This window comes from Herminiimonas sp. Marseille-P9896 (assembly GCF_903993245.1).
In the GTDB taxonomy this organism is placed as follows: Bacteria; Pseudomonadota; Gammaproteobacteria; order Burkholderiales; family Burkholderiaceae_D; genus Oxalicibacterium; species Oxalicibacterium contaminans.
This window is the reverse complement of the sequence record NZ_CAJEVT010000001.1, coordinates 976,599-1,000,519: the sequence shown is the minus strand read 5'-3', so window position 1 is coordinate 1,000,519 and position 23,921 is coordinate 976,599. Positions and strand designations below refer to the sequence as shown.

The following is a 23,921-nucleotide window of genomic DNA, read 5'->3' as shown; positions in this document are numbered from 1 at the left end:
CTGACGCAGGATTATTCATGTTAAAGAACCGTCGTCTCCTGACCCTGGCACTGGCTTCCAGCCTCTTGCTGAGTGCATGCGGCTTCAAACTGCGCGGCACCATACTTGGCGGCGACCTGCCGTTCAAGTCGATCTACATCGCCGCACCGGCAAATTCCACACTGGGCAGTGAATTGCGTCGCTATATACGCGGCAGCGGTGAGTTGGCCATCAAGGACAGGCCGGAAGAAGCGGAAGCGATCCTGGACATCGTCAGCGAGGTACGCAACAAAGTCATCCTGTCGCTGAACAGCCAGGGTCGCGTGCGTGAATACGTGCTGAATTACAACGTCACGGTACGCGTGCGCAACAATGCCGGCATCGAATACATGCCGCCGACCACGCTCATCCTCAAGCGCGACCTCAGCTATAACGAAGCACAAGTATTGGCGAAGGAATCAGAAGAAGCGATGCTGTACCGCGACATGCAATCCGATCTGGTACAACAAATCCTGCGCCGCATCGCCGCCATCAAGCCGGTCGACAATGCAACTGCGGATTGATGCGCTAGACGCTCATCTGAACAAGCCCTTGTCCGGCTTGTATGTCATCACGAGCGATGAGCATCTGCTGGCACTCGAAGCCGCCGACAAGATACGCAAGGCGGCCCGTGCACAAGCATATTCGGAACGCGAAGTGCTGGTCGTTGATCGCAGCTTCAAATGGGGCGAATTGCTGGCAGCGAATCAATCGCAATCGCTGTTTGGCGATAAGAAGCTGATAGAACTGCGCATCCCTACCGGCAAACCGGGCAAAGATGGCGGCAAGGCATTGCAGGACTATGCGGCATCGCTTAGTCCGGACAATGTCACGCTGATCACCTTACCCAAACTCGATTGGGCAACGCAAAAGGCGGCCTGGGTTGCCAGCCTGCAGCAAGCCAGTGTGTACATCGACATTCCACTAGTGGAACGTGCGCAATTACCGGCCTGGCTGGGCGTGCGACTGGCAGCGCAGCGCCAGAGCGCCAATCGAGAATGCCTGGACTTCATCGCGGATCGGGTCGAAGGTAACTTGCTGGCTGCACATCAGGAAATCCAGAAGCTGGCCCTGCTCTATCCGGAAGGGCCCTTAAGTTTCGAGCAAATCCACGATGCGGTATTGAACGTGGCGCGTTACGACGTGTTCAAGCTGAATGAAGCCATGCTCAGCGGCGACACCACCCGTCTGGTACGCATGCTGGAAGGTTTGAAAGGCGAAGGCGAAGCCTTGCCGCTGGTACTGTGGGCGGTGGCAGAAGAGGTGCGCACCTTGTTGAAATTGAAATCTGGCGTGGCACAAGGCCGCCCGCTGAGTCAGTTGACGAAAGAATATCGCATCTGGGGACCGCGCGAGCGCCTGATAGAACCTGCTCTGCGCCGCCTCAAATTATCGACACTGGAAAGTGCGCTGCAAGAAGCGGCACAAATCGATAAGATGGTGAAAGGTTTACGGGCGAAACAGTTTTCCGGCGATGCCTGGGATGCCATGTTGCAGTTAGGACTGAAAATCGCACGCGGTTAGTTTGCAGCTGTCACAACTTGCAATCGCGCGGAACGTCCAGCATATAGTTGTTCGGGCCTTAAGCATCAACAGTTAGTTATTCATTAATAGTCACACCAACCATTCCTTAGCAAAATGGATATCAAGCAATACATGAAAGAAGTTGGTCTGCGTGCACGCAAGGCATCACGCGCCATGGCCAAAGCTGACACCGCAGCCAAGAACCAGGCTTTGCTCTTCATCGCAGCAGCGATACGACGCGAAGCGGACACCTTGCGCGCCGCCAACCAGCGTGATCTGGAAGCAGCCCGTGCCAACGGCCTGGCACCCGCCCTGCTCGATCGCCTGACCTTGTCTGACAAAGCCATCGCCACCATGGCTGAAGGCCTGGAGCAAATCGTTGCGCTGCCGGATCCTATCGGCGAAATCTCGAACATGAAATACCGTCCGACCGGCATCCAGGTCGGCCAGATGCGTGTGCCTCTGGGAGTAATCGGCATCATCTACGAAGCACGTCCTAACGTGACCGTCGACGCTGCCGGTTTGTGCATCAAGAGCGGCAATGCCACCATCCTGCGTGGCGGCTCCGAAGCCATTCATTGCAATCAAGCCTTGGCCAAATTGGTCAACGAAGGCCTGGCTGCCGCTGGCCTGCCAGCCGATGCCGTACAAATCGTCGAAACCACAGACCGCGCTGCAGTCGGTGAACTGATCACCATGCCGCAGTATGTCGATGTCATCGTGCCACGCGGCGGCAAGGGCCTGATCGAACGCCTGATGCGTGAAGCCACCGTGCCTATGATCAAGCACCTGGATGGCATTTGCCACGTCTATATCGACGACAAGGCTGACCTTAAAAAAGCGCTGGATATCTGCTTCAACGCGAAATGCCATCGCTACGGCACCTGCAACACCATGGAAACCCTGCTGGTCGCACGCAGCATCGCCGCTGCAGTCTTGCCTGAACTCGCCAAACTGTACGCCACCAAAGAAGTGGAATTGCGTGGCGACGATGAAGCGCGTGCCATCCTGCAAGGTTATCCGCACCTGGCCAGCGCCACCGAAGAAGACTGGAGCACCGAATACCTGGCCGCCATCCTGTCGGTCAAAATCGTCGGCAGCCTGGATGAAGCCATTGATCACATCAACACCTATTCATCGCAACACACAGACGCCATCGTGACCGAGGATTACACCCGTGCGATGCGCTTCCTGCGTGAAGTGGATTCGGCATCGGTCATGATCAATGCATCGACCCGTTTTGCTGATGGCTTTGAATATGGCCTGGGTGCCGAGATAGGCATTTCCAACGACAAACTGCATGCACGCGGACCTGTAGGTCTGGATGGACTGACGTCGCTGAAGTATGTCGTCTTTGGGCACGGGGAAGTACGTGCTTAATGCCGTGCAAAGGAGTGTTGCCTTGCAAGGCAACATCGTTTCGCAGGCACAGGGCAGATGCCCTGTGAAATCCCTGCTGCACCACGGGGAAGTGCGCGTTTAATAACGCACCTACGGCATTTATATTCAGCAGGAAAATCACATGCTCTGGATCAAAGCGCTGCACATCGTATTCGTCATTTCCTGGTTCGCAGGCTTGTTTTACCTGCCGCGCATCTTCGTGAACCTGGCGATGGAAACCGATGCCACTGCGACCACGCGCCTGCTGCTCATGGCACGCAAACTGTATCGCTTCACCACCATCCTGGCGGTGCCGGCAGTACTGTTCGGTGCCGGCCTGCTGTTTTACGGCTTTGGTCAGGGTCCCGGTAATGGCTGGTTACACGCCAAGGTCGTATTAGTCATCCTGGTCATCGGCTACCAGCATGCGTGCAATTCCTTGCTGAAAAAATTTGAGCATGGCGTCAACAAGCGCAGTCATACCTGGTTTCGTTGGTTCAACGAAGTGCCTATCGTCCTGCTGCTCGCCATCGTGATCCTGGTTGTGGTCAAACCGTTTTAAACATTCTTCGGAGCCTACATGGCCAAGATCTGCGAATACTATTTTGCGCCCCAGTCACCGTGGGCCTACTTCGGCCATGCACGCCTGATCGCGCTGGCGAAGCAATATGATGTGCAAATCGATATGAAACCTATCGATCTACCCAAGTTGTTCAGCGTATCCGGCGGCTTGCCACTGGCCAAGCGCCCACCGCAGCGCCAGGCGTATCGCCTGGTCGAACTCAAACGCTGGAGTGCGCACCTGGACTTGCCGCTGAATCTGCAGCCCAAGTTTTCACCAGCCTCTGGTGATGCAGCATCCAAACTCATCATCGCGACCAAGTTTGCACATGGCACTGACGCCGCGCTGAAATTGACGGGTGACATCATGCATGCGTTCTGGGCCGACGATAAAAACATCATGGATGCCGAAACCCTGAGCGGGCTGGCAAGCGCCGCCGGCCATGACGGTAACGCGCTGGTCAAGGCATCAGAAACCACCAGCGTACAAAACGAGTACGAACAATTTACCAACGATGCGATGGCGGCCAGTGTCTTCGGTGCACCGTGGTATATCGTCGACGGTGTAGCCTTCTGGGGCCAGGATCGGCTGGATTTCGTGGAACGCGCATTCCAAAAGTAAAAGCAGCAACGCAGTATTTGGCAACACCAGTAGCAACAAGCTTCGCGCGACGCATCACCATGATGTGGTCGCGCGTCTATTTTTATAACGGATAAAGGGTTCCCCACATGTCTTCATCGTATTCCTATTTTTGCCCATGCCCACGTGGCCTGGAAATCGCCCTCGCGGAAGAGCTCAACGAAATCGCCCTGCTCGATAAAACCCTGAAGGTACACACCCAGGTTCCGGGCGGGGTACATTGCTCCGGCAGTTTGCAGGATGCGTATCGCATCAACCTGCACTCACGCATCGCATCTCGTGTATTAATGCGCATGGCACATGCCAGCTACACCACCGAAAACGATATCTATGACCTGACACTGGCGCAGGCATGGGAAGACTGGTTTGAAGTCGACCACACCATACGCATAGACGTCACCGCCATCAAATCACCATTGCGCAGCCTGGAATTCACCACGCTGAAAATCAAGGATGCCATCTGCGATCGCTTCCGCGACATCTACAATCGCCGCCCATCGGTCGATACCAAGATGCCGGACATGCGCATCGTCGGCTTCCTCGACGCGCGCACTTTCACCCTCTACCTGGACACCTCCGGCGAAGCATTATTCAAACGCGGCTGGCGCATGGAAACAGGCGACGCACCATTGCGCGAAAACCTCGCAGCGGGCTTGCTGCGCACCTCAGGCTGGAAACCAGGCATGACCCTGTTTGATCCTATGTGTGGCTCCGGCACCATCCTGGCAGAAGCAGCACAAATGCTGGCAGGCATCCCGCCCGGCTTGCATCGCGATTTCGCTTTTGAAAAATTCGCTGGTTTCAGCAAGGCAGAATGGGCCGCGATCAAAGCCGACGTCAAACCAAATCCATTGCCGACCGAACCGACCATCTTCGGTAGCGACATCTCGGGCGACATGGTCTCCATGACGCGCAACAACCTGAACAAGGCCGGCATACGCTTCGAAGTTCCGCTCAAACAAATCGAAGCACAGGAAGTCAAAGCGCCTAGCGAAACACCGGGCATCCTGTTGACCAATCCGCCTTATGGCGAACGTATCGGTGTGCGTGGTGATAGCACGATGGAAGCGGATGACATGGCGAAAGAATTCTTCAGCGCCTTCGGTACCACGCTCAAGCAACGCTTCGCTGGCTGGAAAGTATTCCTCTTCACTGCCGACCTCGGTTTGCCGAAATTGCTGCGCCTGAAAGAAGCGCGTAAAACACCTTTCTTCAACGGTGCACTGGAATGCCGCCTGTTCCGCTTCGATATGGTGGCTGGCTTCAACCGCCGTGAACAAGCAATCCCAAAAACCGAACCAAAACAGTAAAACTGCTGAAGTCTCCTGACAGTATGCTGTCAGGAGCATCCGCGCATGATGCTATCTGCCATTTGGCCATTTCATGCGAGGACATCATGCAAACAAAAATAAACTGGTTCGAAATCCCTTCCAACGACTTTGCACGCGCCACACGTTTCTACGAAACGCTGTTTGATACCAAACTACAGATAGAAAGTGCGACTGCCGACCTGATGCAGATGGCTATCTTCACCAGCCCTGCCGGTGATAGCTGCGGCTGTGTCACCCACAGCGAGCATCAAAAGCCCAGCAGCAACGGCACCATGATTTATCTGGATGCGGGCGCATCTATCGATGCCGTCATACAACGCATCGCACCGGCTGGTGGCAAAGTTTATGTACCGAAAACACAGTTGCCGGACGACATCGGTTACATGGCGCACTTCGTCGATACCGAAGGCAATCTGATCGGCCTGCACGCCATGCAATAAACCGAACTACGGGCAACTGGACGCTGGCGCTAGCATTTGTCAAAATGAAGCGCCTGTCGCTCCGCGCGCCCGGCCTTCCTGTCACTGGAGTATCTGTATGCTGCAGTTCCAATCAATTACCAAGAAACACCATGCGCCGCGCTGAACGCCTGTTCCAGATCGCCCAATATTTGCGTGGCCGCAGACTGACTACCGCCTTGCAATTATCGGAATGGCTGTACGTATCCGAACGCACCATATACCGCGATATACGCGACCTTTCATTGTCTGGCGTGCCGATCGAAGGCGAAGCTGGCGTCGGTTACCGCGTCAAGGCAGGCTTCGATTTACAACCGTTAATGTTCAGCTCCGATGAAATCGAAGCACTGGTCGCTGGTGTGCGCATGGTGCAAGCCTGGGGTGGTCCACAACTGGCAGCCTCCGGTGCTGCAGCACTGGCCAAAATCACCCTCGCCCTCCCGCGCGAGAAACGCGACTTCGTCGAAGCCACACCTTTGTTTGCACCGGATTTCCATATCGATGCCAGCCACGGCGAACGACTGGAAAACATACGCAAGGCGATAGGCAGGCAAAACAAGCTCTTGCTCAATTACATTGATGCCAAACAGCAAGCCAGTTGCCGCACCATCTGGCCGTTGGCACTGTATTTCTGGGGCAATACCTGGTCTATCGCGGCCTGGTGCGAAACGCGCAGCGATTTCCGCTCCTTTCGCCTGGATCGCGTGCAGACACTGGCCGATGGCGGCTCCTACACTGGTGTCAGCGGCCGTCGACTGCCGGATTTTGTGCGCGCGATGAAACGACAAATGGACTGCAACTAAGGTCATCCGCCGTCAACGTCCGTGCCGGATTCCGCAGCGCTTACGAGCGTCGTCAGCGCGTTCGCCTTGATTGGGCTATGCTTTTCCTTTTGCCACGCAGGAGCATGCCATGTCGAACAACATCGCCTTACAGTTAAAAGACCCTAGCCTCTTGCGTAACCAGGCCTACATCAACGGCGCATGGGTAACGGCCAAGGCCAGCTTCGACGTGAACAATCCGGCCGATGGCAAACACATCACACAAGTACCTAACATGGGTGCGGCAGAAGCGGAGCAGGCGATACAGGCCGCGCATGTCGCCTTTCCCGCCTGGGCTGCCAAAACCGCCAAGGAACGCGCGATTGTCATGCGCGCATGGTTTGACCTCATCATCGCGAACGCAGACGATCTGGCGACGCTAATGACAGCAGAGCAAGGCAAGCCACTGATCGAATCACGCGGCGAAGTCATTTACGGGGCCAGCTTCATCGAATGGTTTGCCGAGGAAGCCAAACGCGTCAGCGGCGATGTAATGGCATCGACCTGGAGCGATAAACGCACGGTCACGCTCAAGCAGCCTATAGGCGTGTGTGCATCGATCACGCCGTGGAATTTTCCGATTGCGATGATCACGCGCAAGGTCGCACCTGCCATCGCCGCAGGCTGCACCATCGTCATCAAACCCGCCGAGCAAACCCCATTGTCAGCATTGGCCATCGCTGAGCTGGCGCACCAGGCTGGCATTCCCGCTGGTGTTGTCAACGTCGTTACGGCAGATTCCGAGCAATCTATCCTGGTCGGCAAGGTACTCTGCAGCAGCCCTATTGTGCGCCATGTCTCGTTCACAGGATCGACACCCGTCGGCCGCATTCTGATGGAACAATGCGCACCGACAGTGAAAAAGATAGGACTGGAACTCGGTGGCCATGCACCCTTCATCGTCTTTGACGATGCCGACCTGGATGCAGCCGTGGTCGGTGCCTTGCAATCCAAGTATCGCAATGCAGGACAAACCTGCGTCTGCACCAATCGCTTCTATGTACATGAATCCATCTACGATGCCTTCGTGCAGAAGCTGGGAGAAGGTGCGGCCAAGATCAAAGTCGGTAACGGCTTTGAACAAGGCGTGCTGCAAGGCCCGCTAATCGATGCGCAAGCTGTAAAGAAAGTAGAACAGCATGTGAGCGACGCCGTGAACAAAGGCGCACACGTCGTGACTGGCGGCAAACAGCATGCGCTGGGTGGCTATTTCTATGAACCGACTGTGCTATCCAATATCAGTAAAGACATGTTGATCATGCATGAAGAAACCTTCGGTCCGGTAGCCGCTGTCATCAAGTTCAAAACCGAAGAAGAAGCGATCGCCACTGCCAATGACACCGACTTCGGCCTGGCCAGTTATTTCTACTCACGTGATATCGGCCGCGTCTGGCGTGTCGCCGAAAAGCTAGAGTACGGCATGGTCGGCATTAATACCGGCCTGATTTCGAATGAAGTCGCACCCTTTGGCGGAGTCAAACAATCCGGTCTGGGCCGGGAAGGTTCGAAGTACGGTATAGAAGAATATTTGGAAATCAAATATCTGTGCATGGGCGGCATCTAAACCCGCGCGGTTACATGGTTCCATCACATCGGTCACAAACGTAGTTCCAACAATAAAGAGTAATACCGATGTCTGAGATAAAAGAAACGAACACGCTGCCTGCAAGCACAGCCGCAGCCGTGGTCATCAATAGCAGCGCGCTGGCTATCATGCTGGCGGCCTTGTCCATGCTCGGCCCGTTTTCGATAGACACCTATCTGCCTGCGTTTCCGAATATCCAGGCATCACTGAATGCGAGCGCACTGGAAGTGCAGCAAACGCTGACCGCGTATCTGTTTTCATTCGCAGTCATGATCCTGTGGCATGGCGCACTATCAGATGCGTTTGGCCGTCGCAACATCATCCTGGTCTCGCTCGCGGTCTTTGCGGTGGCAACGCTAGCCTGCGCGGCCGTGCATAGCATTGAATACCTATGGGTGTTCCGTATGCTGCAAGGTATTTCTGCAGGTGCGGGTGTGGTGATCGGACGCGCCATCATCCGTGACCTGTATGCCGGATCGGCAGCGGAACGTTTGCTGTCGCTGGTGACCATGATATTTTCCATTGCTCCGGCGATCGCGCCGATACTGGGCGGCTGGATAGTCAAGCATAGCGACTGGCGCACCATCTTCCTCGCGCTATTCGCGTATGCGGTGCTGTTGCTGATTTATTGCTACAAGCGCTTACCCGAATCACTGCCACCTGAAAAACGACAGCCCTTCAACCCACACTTCCTGTACCACAGCTATAAGCGCGTATTCCGTTCACCGCTGTTTCATTTGAAAGCCGGTGCTGTTGCATTTAACTTCGCGGGTATGTTCCTGTATGTTGCGGCAGCGCCTGTGTTCCTGGTCGAGCATCTCGGGCTGGGACCGGATCAGTTTGGCTGGCAATTCATCCCTACCGTGGCCGGTATTTTCTGTGGTGCGTTGGCAGCGAATCGACTGGCAGGCAATATTCCGATTTCACGTCAGGTCCTGATCGGCTTTGGCTTCCTGATCGGTGCCACGGTATTCAACGTGACTTACCATGCGCTGTTCCCGCCTGCTTTGCCGTGGTCGGTTGCGCCTTTGTTTTTCTATACCTTTGGCATGTCTATGGTGGCACCGGGTGCCACACTGCTGGTGCTGGATTTGTTTCCGAATATCCGTGGCATCGTCGCTTCCTGCCAATCCTTTGTGTTGACGATACTGGGTGCTCTGGTAGCAGGTGTGATTGCACCGGCACTCTCACATACACCGATCGCGCTGGCAGCGGGACAGATGATATTTACGCTGATCGCACTAAGCTTGTGGTTAGGAGGTCGCACCTATCGACGCTTCCTCGATGCGCGGCAGGAACCCAATGCATGGGAAACCGTGGAGTAAGACCTGGCCGGGCTAGACCGCAACTGCGCGGTTCTTGCCCTGCTTTTTCGCTGCGTACATTGCACCGTCCGCCAGCGTAATCAATTGTTCCGGCGTGGTCGCATCTTCCGGCCAATGCATGGCGATGCCTATGCTGGCTGATATCGATACCGTTGCTGCAGATAATGCAAACGGCTGTTGCAAGGTCTGCAGTATCTTGTCCGCGACCTCCATCGCATCCTGATCGCCATTCAACATTTCCAGTACCACGACAAACTCATCACCCGCCAGCCGCGCTACGGTATCGGTCGTACGTACCGCACCTATCATGCGTTGCGCGATGGTACGCAGTAGCTCGTCGCCCGCTTCATGGCCATAACCATCGTTCACCCCTTTGAAGCCATCAAGGTCGAGGAACAACACTGCGACAGGTTTGCCGAGACGCGCGCCGCGCGCGATAGATTCAGGCAGCTTTTGTATCAGTGCGCGCCGATTCGGCAGATCAGTCAGCGGATCTTTCAGCGCCATGCCCATCAGCGACGCCTGCATCAGTTTTCTTTCCGTGATGTCGTGCAGGAAGGCGATGAATAAATAACCTTTACGACGGGCGACGCAGCCCACCGCCAGTTCTATCGGGAATTCCACACCATCGCGACGCAAGGCAGTCAGTTCGACCCGACGATTGATGATGTTGCTCTGGCCGGTCTGCAAGAAGTGCTGGAAGTCTTTCCCATATCCTTCGCGCATCGCTGGCGGCACCACCAGTTCAGCCAGCGACTGGCCGACTGCTTCATTATGCGTCCAGCCCAGCAAATGTTCGGCCTGCTCGTTCCAGTCGACGATGATGCCGTCCTGGTCCATCGAGATGAAAGCGTCATTCGCATTTTGCAACGTGGCCCGGAGTTCCGCTTCACTCTCCTGCAATCTGTCCTGTATCACCAGTTGCTGTTGCAAGGCATCTTCCAGCGCCTGCGCTTTTTGTTCTATCTCCTGCGTGCGTTCACGCACCAGGTTCTCAAGGTTTTCATTCAGGGTGCGTAGCTTGCCGATATGCTGCTGCTCACGTCCGACCATGTCGGCCAGTGTGCGCGAAAGCAAATGAACTTCATGGTAACCATCAATCACCGGAATAGTCGCCGCGGTGCCTTCCTTGCGCTGCGTAATCGCGGCACTCAACTCATCCAGTGGTCGTGCCAGTTGTCGTGCCAGGGCGACCGCGATCAAGGCTAGCAGCACACCGATGGCACCGCCTACCCATAAGACCTGTTGCTGTAAATCGCGGAAGTCAGCCAGTGCAATTTCTTCCGGCTGCCGGATCAGGATGGCCCACTTCAAGGTCGGATGTCCGGGACGTGCCTGCGTACCGGTTAATGCATAGCCGGTCAGGTAACGTCGTCCGTCCGGCCATTTTTCTGCCACGGCACCAGTACTGCCAGTGCGCGCCAGATCCAGGCTGGTCGTGGCTATCGTGCTTTCCTCGAGATAATCCGGCCCCAGCATCACCACGCCATCGTTGCGCACCACCAGCACTTCGACTAGGTATTGGCGGTCTGCCGGTATCAGCAAGCTATTCACCAAACCACGTGCCCAGCTCCAGCTCAGGTGTATGCCCAATACGCCGCGGTAGTGGCCGTCGCTATGCGTGACGGGTAAGGCGACATCGACAAAGCGCCAGCGGTCTTCGGTTTCCGGCAATTTATCTTCAAGTAACAAGGCCGGATGATAATCGCCGACAAATATCTGCTTTTCGCCGCCCTTGAACCACGGACGTTGGCTTACATCCACGCCTTCCAGCAAACCTCTGCTGGCGGCAACTACCTTGCCTTCAATATCGGTCAAACCTATCCAGGCGTAATTGGGGAAATTTTTATTGACGCTGTCAAAGACGCGCCGGATCTCGGCAGGATTCTGCCCGTCGCGCACAGGTGCCAGTTCGGCTATCACTTGCGCATGATCTATCATGCGGCTCATGCCGCGATCCATCGAATCACGCATTTGCCACGATAGTTGTTGCAGTCGTTCTTGCGCTTGTTGCTTGGCGTAGGTCGCAGCGAAATGATCGATCAGTACCAGCAAGGTCAGCATGGTCACGATCACGGTCGCGCACACGCCTATCGTCACTAGGGTAGCTAGTCGCAAGCGCTCCGGTGTTTTTGGTCGCATTCGATGTCCCGTGGCTACTTCATTGGTAGCATGCATCTTTTAGATGCACTGGTGCTTTAATAGTTTTAAGGAAAGATTTCTTTTTACGAAATTTTTCTTTATTAACAAGCGTATACCATGACGGCAGAAACTCACTTTAAACGCAGTTTGCGCAAGTTGACAGATTTTATGTATTGAAGAGCTGGATAAAACAGAAATTTAGTGTAAATCGCGCAACACTTCCTGCAGCATCTCGGGTGCCAAAGGCTTATGCAATATACCTAGCTGGGCGCCGGCTATGCTCTGTATGCTTTCCACCGATGTGTCACCTGTAATCACCACGGCCGGGATGGCATAGCCACTAGCTTGCCGTACTGCCTGCACCACATCCACCCCGCTGACATTCTCCGCCAGACGGAAGTCGCTCAGAATCAGGTCAAACGCCGGTCCGCTTGCACCCTGCTGTGTCTTTGCCGCCTGCAAAGCGTCGCCCAGCGATGCCACCGCCGTAACCTGATGCCCCCAGGATAACAGCAGTAAACGCATGCTATCCAATACGGCAGCATCGTCATCTATCACCAGGATGTTTTTCGCCGCGCCGGACGATGGCGTCTGCACAGACATGGCAGCACCCGCTGCGGCGCTTACCTGCGGTGCCAATGGCAGCCAGACGGAAAAGACCGAGCCACGCCCCGGTATCGAACGCAGGCCTATACGTATCTTCAGTAAATCGGCTGTACGTTTGACGATGGCCAATCCCAGACCCAGGCCATGCTCACGACGACGCGCTGCATTCCCGATCTGATAAAACTCGCTGAAGATCAGCTGCGACTGCTCAGCAGCAATACCGATACCGGTATCCAGCACCTGCACTTCTATAAACTCGCCACGCCTGCGCGCACCGACCAATACCTTGCCACTCTCGGTATAACGCAAGGCATTCGAAACGAAATTTGCCAATATGCTGTGCACCAGGGCGCGATCGGTTTGTACCAGTACTGCAGTTGGTCTGACGATGAAGCGCAATTTCTGCTCAACGGCAACGGCAGAGAATTGCTGGTCTATCGTTTCCAGCAAGTCCTGCAAGTCAAATACCTCACGCTTGACCTTGACCGCACCGGCATCCAGCTTGGAAATATCCAGCAGCACATCCAGCAATTGCACCAGGCCTTTCAGCGCCGTCTGCAATTTACCGGCGATATTGCCAACCTCTGCCCCGCTCATCGCAGGCGTGCTGCACAGCGCACGCAGAGTAGCGATGTACAAACCCAGCGCATGCGTAGGCTGCCGCAAATCGTGGCTGGCCGCGGCAAGAAACTGTGACTTGGAACGGCTGGCAGATTCGGCCCGTTCCTTCTCCTGTCGCAGTTGCGCTATCAACTGGGTGTTTTCGAAACGCAGGGATACGGCCTCACGCACCGTGCGATGCACGTTACGGCTGTAAGCCAGATTCACGCCCAGCAAAAAAAGCGACAACAAAGCGAGTACGGAAAACAGGGGGCCGCCATACATAAAGCAACGGATGGCAAATGGCAGGACAGTAGGCAGCGCAAACGCGTAATACGCTGGCGGAAATGAAGACTGCGACGCGACTGAACCGCCGGTCATCCCGGCCAACAGGATGCAGATGAAGACCGTAACTATCGTGCTGTCAGGCGCGAAGAAGAATATCCCGATAGAACCCCACAGGCAGCCGGAAAGTCCGGCGAACGCGGTATATACCCATGCCCGTCGCTCCGCCTGGTCCGGCGTATGGACTGCGCGCAAATCGCGGCGAACGATGACTATCCGGATCAGCGTCAGGACAAAGATCGCGCTCGCCCACGATAGCAGGACGCTGTGCTGCAGCTCATTCCACAGCAGGTAAACCGAGAGGATGACAACTGAAAAATTGCCAAAAAAGATAGGAGTTGCCTGTCGGTACAGGACATTCACCAGTTCGTCGAATATGCGCGTCTCCACTGCGGATGCAGCTGGATGATTGTTCATGAATGTCCCGCCTAAAACGAGGAAAATGGATAGCTACTGCTGCGCAGTGTAATATTTGCCTATTATTACCGTGTAACAATATAAGTCCCAGCGGAAATTATCACGCGTCCGGCACCATGACTAACATCATCATTGCAGAAGATCACACCCTGATCCGCGAAGGATTACGCTCCTTGCTGGCGCACGTCGACGGCATGCAGATCATTGCGGATACCGGCAGCGGTACGCAAGTCGAGGAGCTGCTGACCCGGCACGCTGCCGATTTGCTACTACTAGACCTCGACCTGCCCGGTTGCCACGGCATCACCCTCACCGCACGCATTAAGCAACAACATCCGCACATCAAAATCCTGATCCTGACCGGATCAACTGATCACAATAGCGTACGCCAGGCTTTCACTGCAGGTGCTGATGGTTATCTGCTGAAACTGGAAGATAGCAGCGAATTGCTGGAAGCCATCCCCACCGTGCTGCGCAATCAACGCTACGTCAGCAAACTGCTGGGACCGCTGACGCACTTCCAGGAGCAGGAAGACCAGGCCGTCACGCCACGTGAACAACAAATCCTGAAACTGGTCGCCGCCGGCAAATCATCACAGGAAATTGCCGATGCACTGCAACTCAGCATCTTTACCGTGCGCAAACACAAACAAAACCTGATGGCCAAATTATCGTTGCACAACGCGGTGGAACTGACGCGTTACGCCATGCATCAGGGGCTGCTCTAAATCACTATCAGAATTGCGTCTGCACACCCACGCTGAAGATATTGCGTGAGTAATTGCTGTAGCCGATATTCGACGGATTATCGATCTGCGTATATTGCGCCCGTACCACCATATTGCGTCCCGCCCATGCACTGATGTCCCACAAGCTGGTCAGGCTGGCAGTCTTTTGTGTATCTTCACGGGCCGGGAAAAAGAAGCTGCCTTCGTCGTACTTCGCCTTGGAATAACTATAGTTGCCGACTACCGTCCATTGCGGCTTGATGCGATAGGCGGCAAACACACTAGGCCCGTCCAGGCGACGTGAGTACACCGCCGCGTCGGCATGCTCACGTTGCATATTGTAATCAGCACCCACCTGCAAATTCGGCTGCACTTGCGCGACTACGCCGACACTGCCGAGTACGCCACCGGCGTTTCTGTTGCTATCCAAATGCACGGTGCGGTTGATATAGCCTAGCGAACCGGTCAGCGACCAGGTCGAATTCAGATTGCGCGAAACACGCGTGATCACACCAGGCGTGGTTTCATTCATGCGATTCGCCTGCCGCGAAAAACCGATATTCGGCTGTATGCTGGCACTCCAGTCCTTATCGCGATAAATGAAAGCCGCGGACAAGGACATGTATTCATTATTGAAGTCTGACGTATCGAAGTAACCATTCCCCAGCAATACGCCCTGGAACAGCACCGACCAGCGTTCATTCAGTGGCACCAGATAGCTGCCTGTCAGGCTGCCGCTGGCACCCCATGAAGAACGTGGCATCGCATCGGGCGACAAAACGAAGTTACCCGGAAAGCCGCCAACCATCGCAGGAATGATATTCGACACCGGCCCGCCATTGATATTGCTGTCATGCACCAGCCCGGCATAGAACTCCAGTGACCACGGTTTACCTGATGCCTGGCGCGCAAATGCAGCGGGGTCGTCACGTCCCAGTTGCTCGATCAGGTTACTCATCTGGGTCGATACCTGCCCGGCTGGCAACAGGGGCAAGGTTTGCTTGTATAGCTGTGCCGCTTCATCCTTGCGATCCAGCGCAACCATGATCGCCGCCAGTTCCACCCGCGGATTTGCTTCTGCCGGTTTCAAAGCGATCACGCGCTGATAGTAGACAATCGCCGTGTCTATCCGCTGCAAGGATGCATTGCAACGCGCCAGCACATACAGGCGATCTGCATCCACACTGTTTACAGGCGTATCTTCCAGCAATGCACATGCCATATCCGGCCTGCCGTTTTCCTGCATCAAACGCGCGACCAATAATTCATTCCGACCATCGACTGCAGGGGTCGCAGCGTAAGCGACGGAAGAGGACAACATCAATACGACGACAAGCGAACGGAGCATATGATTCATGGATGAAATGGGTAGGGAGTAAATATCTGGCATGACATCAACGTGTAGCAGCAAAGCTACCGCCGCCACTTACGCTATTCGTCGTCATATCCCAGGAACCTTTGACTGCGTTAGCAGCCGGGCCAAAGAATTGTCCGTTCCGGATAAAGCCATTCATGGCTGCACCGTTATACGTGCCATTCATGCCACCGCCTACATATCCGCCGATGTAAGCGACACTATTAAAGCTCGCACTGCCTTTGTTATTGTCGAACTGGACGTTGCCGCCTATCGGTGTGCCATTGCCTATATTGGCAAAGTTGACGTTCATGGTCAGGTTAGCGCCGACTGCCGAACTATCGCTCAGGGTTCCGGTCATGCGGCCATTGAAAGTTGCGTTCAGATTGGTGGGGAAATTCGCACGCGGTGTGACCACGGTATATTCAGTGCCCATTGTCACTGCGTTTGCCAGCGCAATATTGTTTGCACTGCTGGATGCTGCAATGGCAGCCGCCTGCGCAGCAGCTAAAGCTGCCTGTATGGCAGTGAGTCCTCCGCTTGTGATGCCGGCTATACCCGTTGCCACAACAGCTCCACCAGGCGGAGCGACGATCTGCTCGACTGGCCGGATTGCGCCCAGTACAGGAACCTCGCCGTTAAACAGTGATGCAGCCGGTTTAACAGTCGGATTCATGGAGCCGAGTTTTGTGATTAACTTATCCAAGTCTTCCTGATTCACTTTTTCTTTGCTGTAGGCCGCCAGCAGCGCCAAGAAATCAACCGAAGTTTTCTTGTCATCAGAAACGACTGTGAGAGATGGCTTACCAGCGCCCTCTATCGTGCCGATAGTCTGCTGCCCCGTCAGACCACTCCAGAGCGAGCCGGGTATATCAGAGAAGGTCGTTCCTGAGTTCCCCGTCAGATCCTTCAGCTTGTTCGCAATCATCGCGAACTGTGCACGCGTCATCGTTGCATCCGAAAACGGGGTCTTACCATCGCTGCTGGAGAAGACTCCTGCTTCCAGCAGTTTTTGATACTTCTGCTGCACCAGGCTATCAGGAGGCGTAGTTGCGGGCAGACTGGTTTGCGTAGTCTGCAAAATTTGTTTGGGTTGTTCCAGTGCAGGCTGTTCGACTTGCTTGATGACTTCCTTCAATTGCTGCGGCTGTATCTTTTCCTGCTGCTTTTGCGGTTCCGACTGCTGTATCACCACTAGCTGCTTTTGCTGCTCAGTCGTCGGCTTCTCTACCTGTTTGATTTTTTCTTTTGTCTGCTCAGTCTGAACTTGCTCTATCTTCTTCTGTTGCTCCAGCTGCTGCGTCAGCAATAGCTGCTTCTGCTGCTCTGGAGTCAGCTTCTCGGTCTGCTTGATCTGCTCTTTTGCTTTCTCAGTCTGAACTTGTTCTATCTTCTTCTGCTGCTCAGTCGTCAGCATCTCCTTCTTCTTGATTTCTTCTTTTGCAGGCGGGGTCATCTCGGACTGCTGGCCTAACATCAGTTGCCTCTTCTGCTCCAGAGTCAGTTGTGGCTTGCTTTCCTGCTGCGGCGCTTGTGTCTTTGGAGTCTGGGATTCCATGTAAGTCAGAATCTGCTGTCGCTCCTCAGGCGTATAGGTCTTGCTCAACATCAGTTCCCTTCCTGTCGGGGAAAGGTTCTTGATGATGTTCGAGATGATTTGCAGAGATTTTTCGGACAATGGCACAGGTGCCCGTTGAGTGACTGGCTTTGATTGCTCTCCTTGTTGGGCCGGAAGCTGTGGCGTCATCCACTGGATCGGATCTAGCTCTATCCCCTGCAAGTCTTGCGCTTGTAGCGGCACCGGATGCAAAGAGACAAGCGTTAACAAGACGGACGAAGCGCAGCACAGCATCCATTTCTGCCGTATCGGCAGCACTGGTCTGGACTTATATATAGAGGTAGTTGAGTGCATGTGCTTCTCCCTAGGCATGCCGTACACGGATACGGCTAATGGCGGCGAGAATAGCAATCGACTTGCCGGGAGTAAATACTGCAAATGCAGTAGTCGGACGCGACCAGAGGTGACGGCAAGGGATCAAAATTCGTCACGAATTCTTAACGATATCGTCACGCAAATCACATGATTTTCACTCTGAAAATGATTTCAAAATATTTGTGTAATCGCGTCAACCGCATTAATTGGCTGGCGTTATATACGTACGAACTGACTAAGCAGTTCGCAAAATTTCCTAATACTTTAGAGAGAGCACTCAAATGAATAAATTAATCGCTGCCCTGGTTGCCGGTCTGTTTGCCTCCACCGTTTTCGCACAAGCTGCTGCTCCAGCACCTGCTGCTGCCCCAGCTCCAGTAGCTGCAAAAACAGAAGCTGCAGCCCCAGCTAAAGCAACCAAAACACACGCTAAAAAACACAAAAAAGCTAAGAAAGCAAAAGCAGCGACTCCTGCAGCAGCACCTGCAGCAGCAGCGCCTGCAGCAGCTAAGTAATTCGCAGTAATTAAAAAAGACAGGTCTTGCCTGTCTTTTTTATTGCCCGATCAGACCGGATACTGATCGGGCATTTTTATGCGCGCTTGCTTTATGTATTGCTCAACGCGCACCAGACGCATCAAGCAACACATTGCACATTAAACGCCTAAAGCCCTGCCGTCACTGCGTGGATCATGTGCACCCGTGAACGTCCCTGTTTTCTGGTTGATCATGATTGCGCCCGGATGTCCTGCCAACGGACTTTGCGCCGGAATCACACTCATCTCATGACCACGTCGTGCCAACTCCTGGAACACCTGTTCGCCCGCATCTTTTTCCAGCTTCAAGGTATCCCGCGTATCCGAGAAGGTTTTGCCCAACAGGAAGCGCGGTCTGGACAGAGCCGTGGCCGGATCCATGCCATAGTCGATCATGCGCGTCAGGATCGCCGCCAGTGTTTGCGGTTGCCCGTCCGCACCTTGCGTACCGTACAGGATCTGCGGCTTGTCATTTTTCATGTACATGCCCGGATTCAGGGTATGGAACGGACGCTTGCCTGGTTGCAGTACGTTCTGATGGCCTGGCTTCAGGCTGAAAGAAGCACCACGGTTGTGCCACAAAATGCCGGTATCACCCGCCATCACGCCACTACCCCAGTCGAAGTACACGGTCTGCAACATCGACACTGAATTACCCTGATTGTCGGTTGCGCCGATGTAGACCGTATCGCCATTTTTAAAGACGTGCGGCCAGGCCAGCGCCTGATCCATCTTGATACGGCCTGCCCATTTATCGAGGTTGTACTTGGACAGCATGGTAGTTGACGGCACGTGTACAAATTCCGGATCGGCCACGTATTGGTTGCGGTCGATGAAAGCGCGTTTCACTGCTTCCACCACAACGTGGTAGTAGTCGGCACTGCCTTCCGGGATTTTTTTCAGATCGAAACGATCCAGTATGCCCATGATTTCCAGCGTAGTGATGCCTTGTGTCGGCGGCTGGTTGGCCAGCAATTCGCCGCCACGATAAGCAACGCGCAAAGGCGGTTCGATACGCGCCTGCGTCTTTGCCAGATCCGAAGCAGTCAGCGGCGAACCTGCATCCTTCAGGCCTTTCGCAATACGTTCTGCCAGCTTGCCGTCATAGAAGTCACGGTAACCACGCACAGCCAGCATTTCCAGCGTGTCAGCCAGTTGCGGCTGCTTGTACAACTCACCTACTTCCGGCACTTTGCCATTCACCATGAAGTGATTGGCAATCGCTGGCATGTCCGCCAATTCCTTCAGGCGGAAATCCATCCAGAAGCGCTCTGATGGTGAAACCGGGAAACCGTTACGTGCATAGCCTATCGCCGGCTTCAGCAATTCAGCCCAGCTTTTGCGACCTGCCAGTTCCTTGTTGCTGATATCGAAGGCCTTGCCCAGGGTATCAACGTTAGCAGCTGTCGTCAGCATGGAACCAGGGCCACGTACCGGGATGGAACCACTGTATTGAGGGAGTATTTGCGGAGCCTGACCGATGCCAGACAGGGTCCTGACTTTGCCGTTGCGATCACTGATGATCATGAAGGCGTCACCGCCAAATCCGGAGAAATGGGGATAGGTAACGTTCAGGCAACTGGCGATGGCGATCGCTGCTTCGATCGCATTACCACCTGATTTCAACACGTCCAGACCGGCCTTGGTAGCCAGTTCGTGCGGGCTGGTGACCATGCCTTTGGTCGAGGTTGCCAATATATTCTTGGGCTTGGCATCTTGTGCCAGCGACAGTGGTGCCAGCGAACCCAGTGCCATTGCACCGGAAGCGGATAAAAAGTCTCGTCTCGTCATATCCTGAAACATCTTGTTCTTCATGTCTTCTCCATTTTTTAATTGGGACAAGACACGCACCAACAACAAATTCCACAGCGATTGATGCGAGCTTGCCTATCTTTTTAGGTAATGCATGCAACGGTACGGCAAGCTAAATAATAGCAGCGCCTATATCGCATATGGTCGAAAAAAAAGCCGCCCCATCTATCAGAGAGGGCGGCGATATTTTTACACTTATACTTTTTGCTCTACTTGCTGATTTTGCTTTGCCTGCGGGAAAGTATTTTCCAACGGTACATGGCGATGCGAGAAGTTAGCTGTGATCCATGCATAGATAGGACCCAGTGCATTCATCACGATCACGACGCCCAGTGCCGACAGCGGATCTTTGGGGGTAGGACCGAAACCGCCGAACATGGTCGCGAAGAACGAAGCGAAACCGAAGAACATACCTGGCACAAAGCTCAGGCCTGGTACGCGTGCCATCATGATCATCGCTGTATTGAGGATAAACAGGATAATCATTTCTGCGATCACCAGGTTGGTGCCGGAGAAGTTTTTCGATGCGATACCGAAACCGGTGACGACCAGGAAGCCGGTAAAGGAACCGAAGGCCAGCGTAGGCCAGATACGTTTCATATTAGCTGCGGTTGGACCACCCATCGCAAAGGTACCTGCCCAGCTGACGAAGATCGCCCAGACTGGCAAATGCCACGGCAACTGGACCATAAGGACGGTGGTAACTGCGAGTAGTGATGCAACAACGGCGTGTGGTGGCTTTTTCATTTCTGTCTCCTGATTTATCAAATGATGTGATTCTTTTGTAGTTCTTATTTGGCAGTAGCCGGTTCGCAGACGTGGCCTTTAGCGCCATGGTCTTTTGCACCGCAACAGCCGTGACGGTGGATTTCCGCTTTGTGCTGGGTAACGACGGTGATCTTGCCGCGTTTGATTACCCATGAACGAGCCGGAATATCCAGCAAGGCATCCGCGACCTGGTAGGTGTCGAGGATGACCAGGTCAGCCTGTTTGCCGACAGCGACACCGTAGTTACCGCCGATGCCGATGGAACGTGCAGCATTGGTGGTGCCCATTTCGAGGATCGCGGCCTGGTGTGCAGGTGTACCGAAGGACACTGCATGCGCCAGCATATTGCCGATGACCAGCATGTCGGCTTTACCGAAAGGCGTGAACGCATTGCGGATATTGTTCGACGAGTAAGCAACGTTGACACCTGCTTCATGCAGCGAACGTACTGGTGTCAAACCGCGACGACGGTTCTTGGTATCGTTGCGGCCACCCAGATAGAGATCGGTTGCTGGCAGGGTCACGATGCTGATGTCAGCCTTGCGCAGCAATTCAATGATCGGTTTCAGTTCGTCCGGATCGAGCGAACCAAGGCTGGTGACGTGACCCATCGAGACGCGTCCCTGATAACCGGTATCTATGGTTTTTTGTGCGACATAAGCAGTGGCCGCAAAACGCTGATCGCTGGCATCGTCGGAGAAGTCCGCGTGCAGGTCGATAGGTGCATCATGCTTGATCGCCATATCGAACACGATGTCGATATGACGCTTGGTGTCTTCCCAGGTCAGTTCGTTGTATGGGCAGCCACCAACCACGTCAGCACCCAGCTTCATGGATTTCTCCATCAAGTCGGTCGTGCCTGGCGATTTGATGATGCCTTCCTGTGGGAACGCAACGATCTGGATATCCATCAGGTCTTTGTATTCGTCGCGCAGCTCGACCAGTGTTTCCACACCGATCAGCCCCTGGATCAAATCAACGTCCGGGTGAGCGCGCAATGCGACGGTACCGTTTTTGACGGCCATATCGAGCACCTGGCGGGAGCGATCCAGCACGTCCTTGCGTTCCTGTTTGCTTTTCAGGATACCGGTCACGCGGATCGCTTCTTCCAGCGTACCCAGGACCGGCGGCAAGCGGCGGTGCAGGAATGCTTTTTCCAAATGCATGTGTGGCTCAACCATGCCTGGAATAACAGCACGGCCTTCTGCGTCGATTGCTTCTTTTGCCGAGGCATCGAGGCCTTCTTCTATGGCAGCAATCTTTCCATCCTTGATACCAATGTCCATCAGTGGTTTGTCATCCCACACGCGTACATTGTGTATTAACAAGTCCATCTCCATAACCTTCTCCTCTGGATGAAACAACTAAAAACCTAAAGCAATTCCCTCGCCTCGCGGATCTGCACCGCCTTCAAAGAACGGCGACCACGGACCCGGCAAACGGATCGCTTGCGCCGTACCCATACGTGGGAATGGCCACTGTGCCGGTTCCACCGGATGACCTTGTTCACGCAATGCGTCAAAGGTTGCCTCCGGTGCTGCGGACTCCAGCAATAATTTGTTCGATGTATCGCCCCATGAGCGACCGTACAGCACGCGTGGCGCATCGATGGCTTCCTGCACGTTCAGACCGAAGTCGACCACGCGGGTTGCAACTGATGTTTGCGTCTGTGGCTGCACTTCGCCACCCTGGGTGCCGTACACCATGTAAGGCTTGCCGTCCTTGAACAACATGCCCGACATCAGCGTCGATGCACTTTGTTTGCCTGGTTTGAGGACGTTCGGATGATCTGGTTGCAGCGAGAAGAACGCGCCACGGTTTTGCATCAACACGCCCGAACCTGGGTCAGTGACGCAGGAGCCGAAGTCGAAGTACAGGCTTTGCACCAGGCCAACCGCATTACCGTATTTGTCGGCGATGCTGATGAAGGTGGTGTCGCTGCCGCCCGGACGGTTTTCATGCGTACGTTTGGTATCTGCCAGCCACTCTGCGCGCTCGGCGTTGGCCAGTTCCGGATCGAGCAGTTTCTCGATAGGGATATCGGAGAACTCAGGATCGGTCAGGTACTTATCGCGCTTGTTGAAGGCCCATTTAATGGCCTGGATCATGGCGTTGTAGTACTCAGGCGAGTTCGAGTCCAGTCCTGACAGGTCGATACCGTTCAGGAAATTCAGGATCATCAACCCAGCGATACCTTGCGACGGTGGCGGCACCTGGAACGCCTGGAAGCCGCGATAGTTGGTCGAAATCGGCTTGACCCATTTCGCGTGGTAGCTCTGGAAGTCTTCAACCGTCAACAAACCGCCCTGGCTCTTCAGGTAAGACACGATCGATTTGGCGGTTTCTTCATAGAAGTAACGCGGACCGTGCTGTGCGATGTTTTCCAGCGTCTTGGCCAATGCCGGTTGTTGCAGGCGTTCGCCAGGTTGATAGGCGTTGCCGTTTTTCAGGAAGATGCCAGCCGAGCCAGGATCTTTGCGGAAGTCTTCGGTGTCATCGCTGATCCAGCGGCTGATATCCTGCGTGACTGCTACGCCTTCGCTTGCATAGCGGATGGCCGGTGCCAGCAAGCGGCTCAGTGGCATGGTGCCGAAACGTTCGTGCGCCAGCGCCCAGCTATCGATCGCGCCAGGTACGGTAATCGCGGATTGCGGTCCACGGTTCGGAATCACGTCCATACCGCGGTAGGTGTCCAGTGTGATGTCTTTACCGCAGGTGCCGCTGCCATTCAGCGCTGACAGGGTGTTGGATTTGGCGTCGTGGATCATCCAGAATGCATCGCCGCCTATGCCTATCATGTGCGGCAAGACCACGCTCATGGTCGCGGCCGCGCAGATTGCTGCGTCAACAGCCGTACCACCTTCCTTCAACACATCCAGCGCTGCGCCGGTCGCCAGGTAGTGGGCGGTGGCGACCATGCCGTGTTCGGCATAACTGACTGGGCGGGTGGTTCTCATCATTTCTCCAGGAATCGGGTTCATGGAAGATGAGCATAAAGATCAATGACTCAGGTGGGAATCAGGATTACCTGATTCGAA

Annotated in this window: 20 protein-coding genes; 12 read left to right on the top strand and 8 right to left on the bottom strand. The window is 54.6% G+C overall.

What is annotated here, in order from left to right; translation table 11 throughout:
- Positions 1–17: 17 nt before the first annotated feature.
- From lptE to H7U06_RS04815, 10 genes are all read left to right on the top strand, one after another.
- Positions 18–542 (top strand): LPS assembly lipoprotein LptE, encoded by a 525-nt coding sequence (gene lptE, locus H7U06_RS04860; RefSeq protein ID WP_175625034.1) that lies wholly within the window; start codon positions 18–20, stop codon positions 540–542.
- Positions 526–1,542: a DNA polymerase III subunit delta gene (gene holA / locus H7U06_RS04855; RefSeq protein WP_175625033.1), complete on the top strand. Its 1,017-nt coding sequence runs from the start codon at positions 526–528 to the stop codon at positions 1,540–1,542. The genes lptE and holA overlap by 17 nt, the downstream gene beginning before the upstream one ends.
- 114 nt (positions 1,543–1,656) lie before the next feature.
- The gene (locus H7U06_RS04850) at positions 1,657–2,922 is read left to right on the top strand and encodes a glutamate-5-semialdehyde dehydrogenase (protein WP_175625032.1); all 1,266 of its coding nucleotides are present in this window, start codon (positions 1,657–1,659) and stop codon (positions 2,920–2,922) included.
- Positions 2,923–3,064: 142 nt separating this feature from the next.
- Complete coding sequence (locus H7U06_RS04845; RefSeq protein WP_175625031.1) at positions 3,065–3,484, top strand: CopD family protein; 420 nt, start codon at positions 3,065–3,067, stop codon at positions 3,482–3,484.
- A gap of 18 nt (positions 3,485–3,502) precedes the next feature.
- Positions 3,503–4,105: a 2-hydroxychromene-2-carboxylate isomerase gene (locus H7U06_RS04840; protein ID WP_175625030.1), complete on the top strand. Its 603-nt coding sequence runs from the start codon at positions 3,503–3,505 to the stop codon at positions 4,103–4,105.
- A 107-nt stretch (positions 4,106–4,212) separates the two neighbouring features.
- Complete coding sequence (locus H7U06_RS04835; protein WP_175625029.1) at positions 4,213–5,433, top strand: class I SAM-dependent RNA methyltransferase; 1,221 nt, start codon at positions 4,213–4,215, stop codon at positions 5,431–5,433.
- 86 nt (positions 5,434–5,519) lie between these two features.
- Positions 5,520–5,894, top strand: a complete 375-nt coding sequence (locus tag H7U06_RS04830) for a VOC family protein (protein WP_175625028.1) — start codon at positions 5,520–5,522, stop codon at positions 5,892–5,894.
- A 131-nt stretch (positions 5,895–6,025) separates the two neighbouring features.
- Positions 6,026–6,715, top strand: coding sequence for a YafY family protein (locus H7U06_RS04825; protein ID WP_175625027.1), 690 nt, complete (start codon positions 6,026–6,028; stop codon positions 6,713–6,715).
- Between the two features lie 109 nt (positions 6,716–6,824).
- Positions 6,825–8,297 carry an NAD-dependent succinate-semialdehyde dehydrogenase gene (locus tag H7U06_RS04820; RefSeq protein ID WP_175625026.1) on the top strand — a complete coding sequence of 491 codons (1,473 nt, stop codon included), beginning with the start codon at positions 6,825–6,827 and terminating at the stop codon, positions 8,295–8,297.
- A 68-nt stretch (positions 8,298–8,365) separates the two neighbouring features.
- Positions 8,366–9,643, top strand: a complete 1,278-nt coding sequence (locus tag H7U06_RS04815; RefSeq protein ID WP_175625025.1) for a multidrug effflux MFS transporter — start codon at positions 8,366–8,368, stop codon at positions 9,641–9,643.
- A gap of 12 nt (positions 9,644–9,655) precedes the next feature.
- Here the strand turns inward: H7U06_RS04815 and H7U06_RS04810 are convergent, their stop codons facing one another.
- Both H7U06_RS04810 and H7U06_RS04805 read right to left on the bottom strand, forming a co-directional pair.
- On the bottom strand, positions 9,656–11,785 hold the full coding sequence (locus H7U06_RS04810; protein WP_254873123.1) for a diguanylate cyclase domain-containing protein: 2,130 nt from the start codon (positions 11,783–11,785) through the stop codon (positions 9,656–9,658).
- Between the two features lie 198 nt (positions 11,786–11,983).
- The gene (locus tag H7U06_RS04805) at positions 11,984–13,753 is read right to left on the bottom strand and encodes a hybrid sensor histidine kinase/response regulator (protein ID WP_175625023.1); all 1,770 of its coding nucleotides are present in this window, start codon (positions 13,751–13,753) and stop codon (positions 11,984–11,986) included.
- A gap of 116 nt (positions 13,754–13,869) precedes the next feature.
- On the opposite strand from H7U06_RS04805, the gene H7U06_RS04800 reads away from it, so the two are divergent.
- On the top strand, positions 13,870–14,481 hold the full coding sequence (locus tag H7U06_RS04800) for a response regulator transcription factor (RefSeq protein ID WP_175625022.1): 612 nt from the start codon (positions 13,870–13,872) through the stop codon (positions 14,479–14,481).
- 7 nt (positions 14,482–14,488) lie between these two features.
- Here H7U06_RS04800 and H7U06_RS04795 read toward each other — a convergent pair whose 3' ends face one another.
- On the bottom strand, positions 14,489–15,829 hold the full coding sequence (locus H7U06_RS04795) for a surface lipoprotein assembly modifier (RefSeq protein ID WP_175625021.1): 1,341 nt from the start codon (positions 15,827–15,829) through the stop codon (positions 14,489–14,491).
- A 46-nt stretch (positions 15,830–15,875) separates the two neighbouring features.
- Complete coding sequence (locus H7U06_RS04790) at positions 15,876–17,444, bottom strand: hypothetical protein (protein WP_175625020.1); 1,569 nt, start codon at positions 17,442–17,444, stop codon at positions 15,876–15,878.
- Between the two features lie 605 nt (positions 17,445–18,049).
- Between H7U06_RS04790 and H7U06_RS04785 the strand changes: the two genes are divergently transcribed.
- A complete protein-coding gene (locus tag H7U06_RS04785; RefSeq protein ID WP_175625019.1) occupies positions 18,050–18,283 on the top strand; it encodes a hypothetical protein in 234 nt (77 codons plus the stop codon).
- Between the two features lie 140 nt (positions 18,284–18,423).
- On the opposite strand, the gene ggt (H7U06_RS04780) is transcribed toward H7U06_RS04785, so the two are convergent.
- From ggt (H7U06_RS04780) to ggt (H7U06_RS04765), 4 genes are all read right to left on the bottom strand, one after another.
- Positions 18,424–20,118, bottom strand: coding sequence for a gamma-glutamyltransferase (gene ggt / locus H7U06_RS04780; RefSeq protein ID WP_175625018.1), 1,695 nt, complete (start codon positions 20,116–20,118; stop codon positions 18,424–18,426).
- 192 nt (positions 20,119–20,310) lie between these two features.
- The gene (locus H7U06_RS04775) at positions 20,311–20,862 is read right to left on the bottom strand and encodes a DUF1097 domain-containing protein (protein WP_175625017.1); all 552 of its coding nucleotides are present in this window, start codon (positions 20,860–20,862) and stop codon (positions 20,311–20,313) included.
- A 44-nt stretch (positions 20,863–20,906) separates the two neighbouring features.
- Positions 20,907–22,217, bottom strand: a complete 1,311-nt coding sequence (locus tag H7U06_RS04770) for an amidohydrolase family protein (RefSeq protein WP_230089333.1) — start codon at positions 22,215–22,217, stop codon at positions 20,907–20,909.
- A 30-nt stretch (positions 22,218–22,247) separates the two neighbouring features.
- Positions 22,248–23,840: a gamma-glutamyltransferase gene (gene ggt / locus H7U06_RS04765; RefSeq protein WP_175625015.1), complete on the bottom strand. Its 1,593-nt coding sequence runs from the start codon at positions 23,838–23,840 to the stop codon at positions 22,248–22,250.
- Between the last annotated feature and the right edge of the window lie 81 nt (positions 23,841–23,921).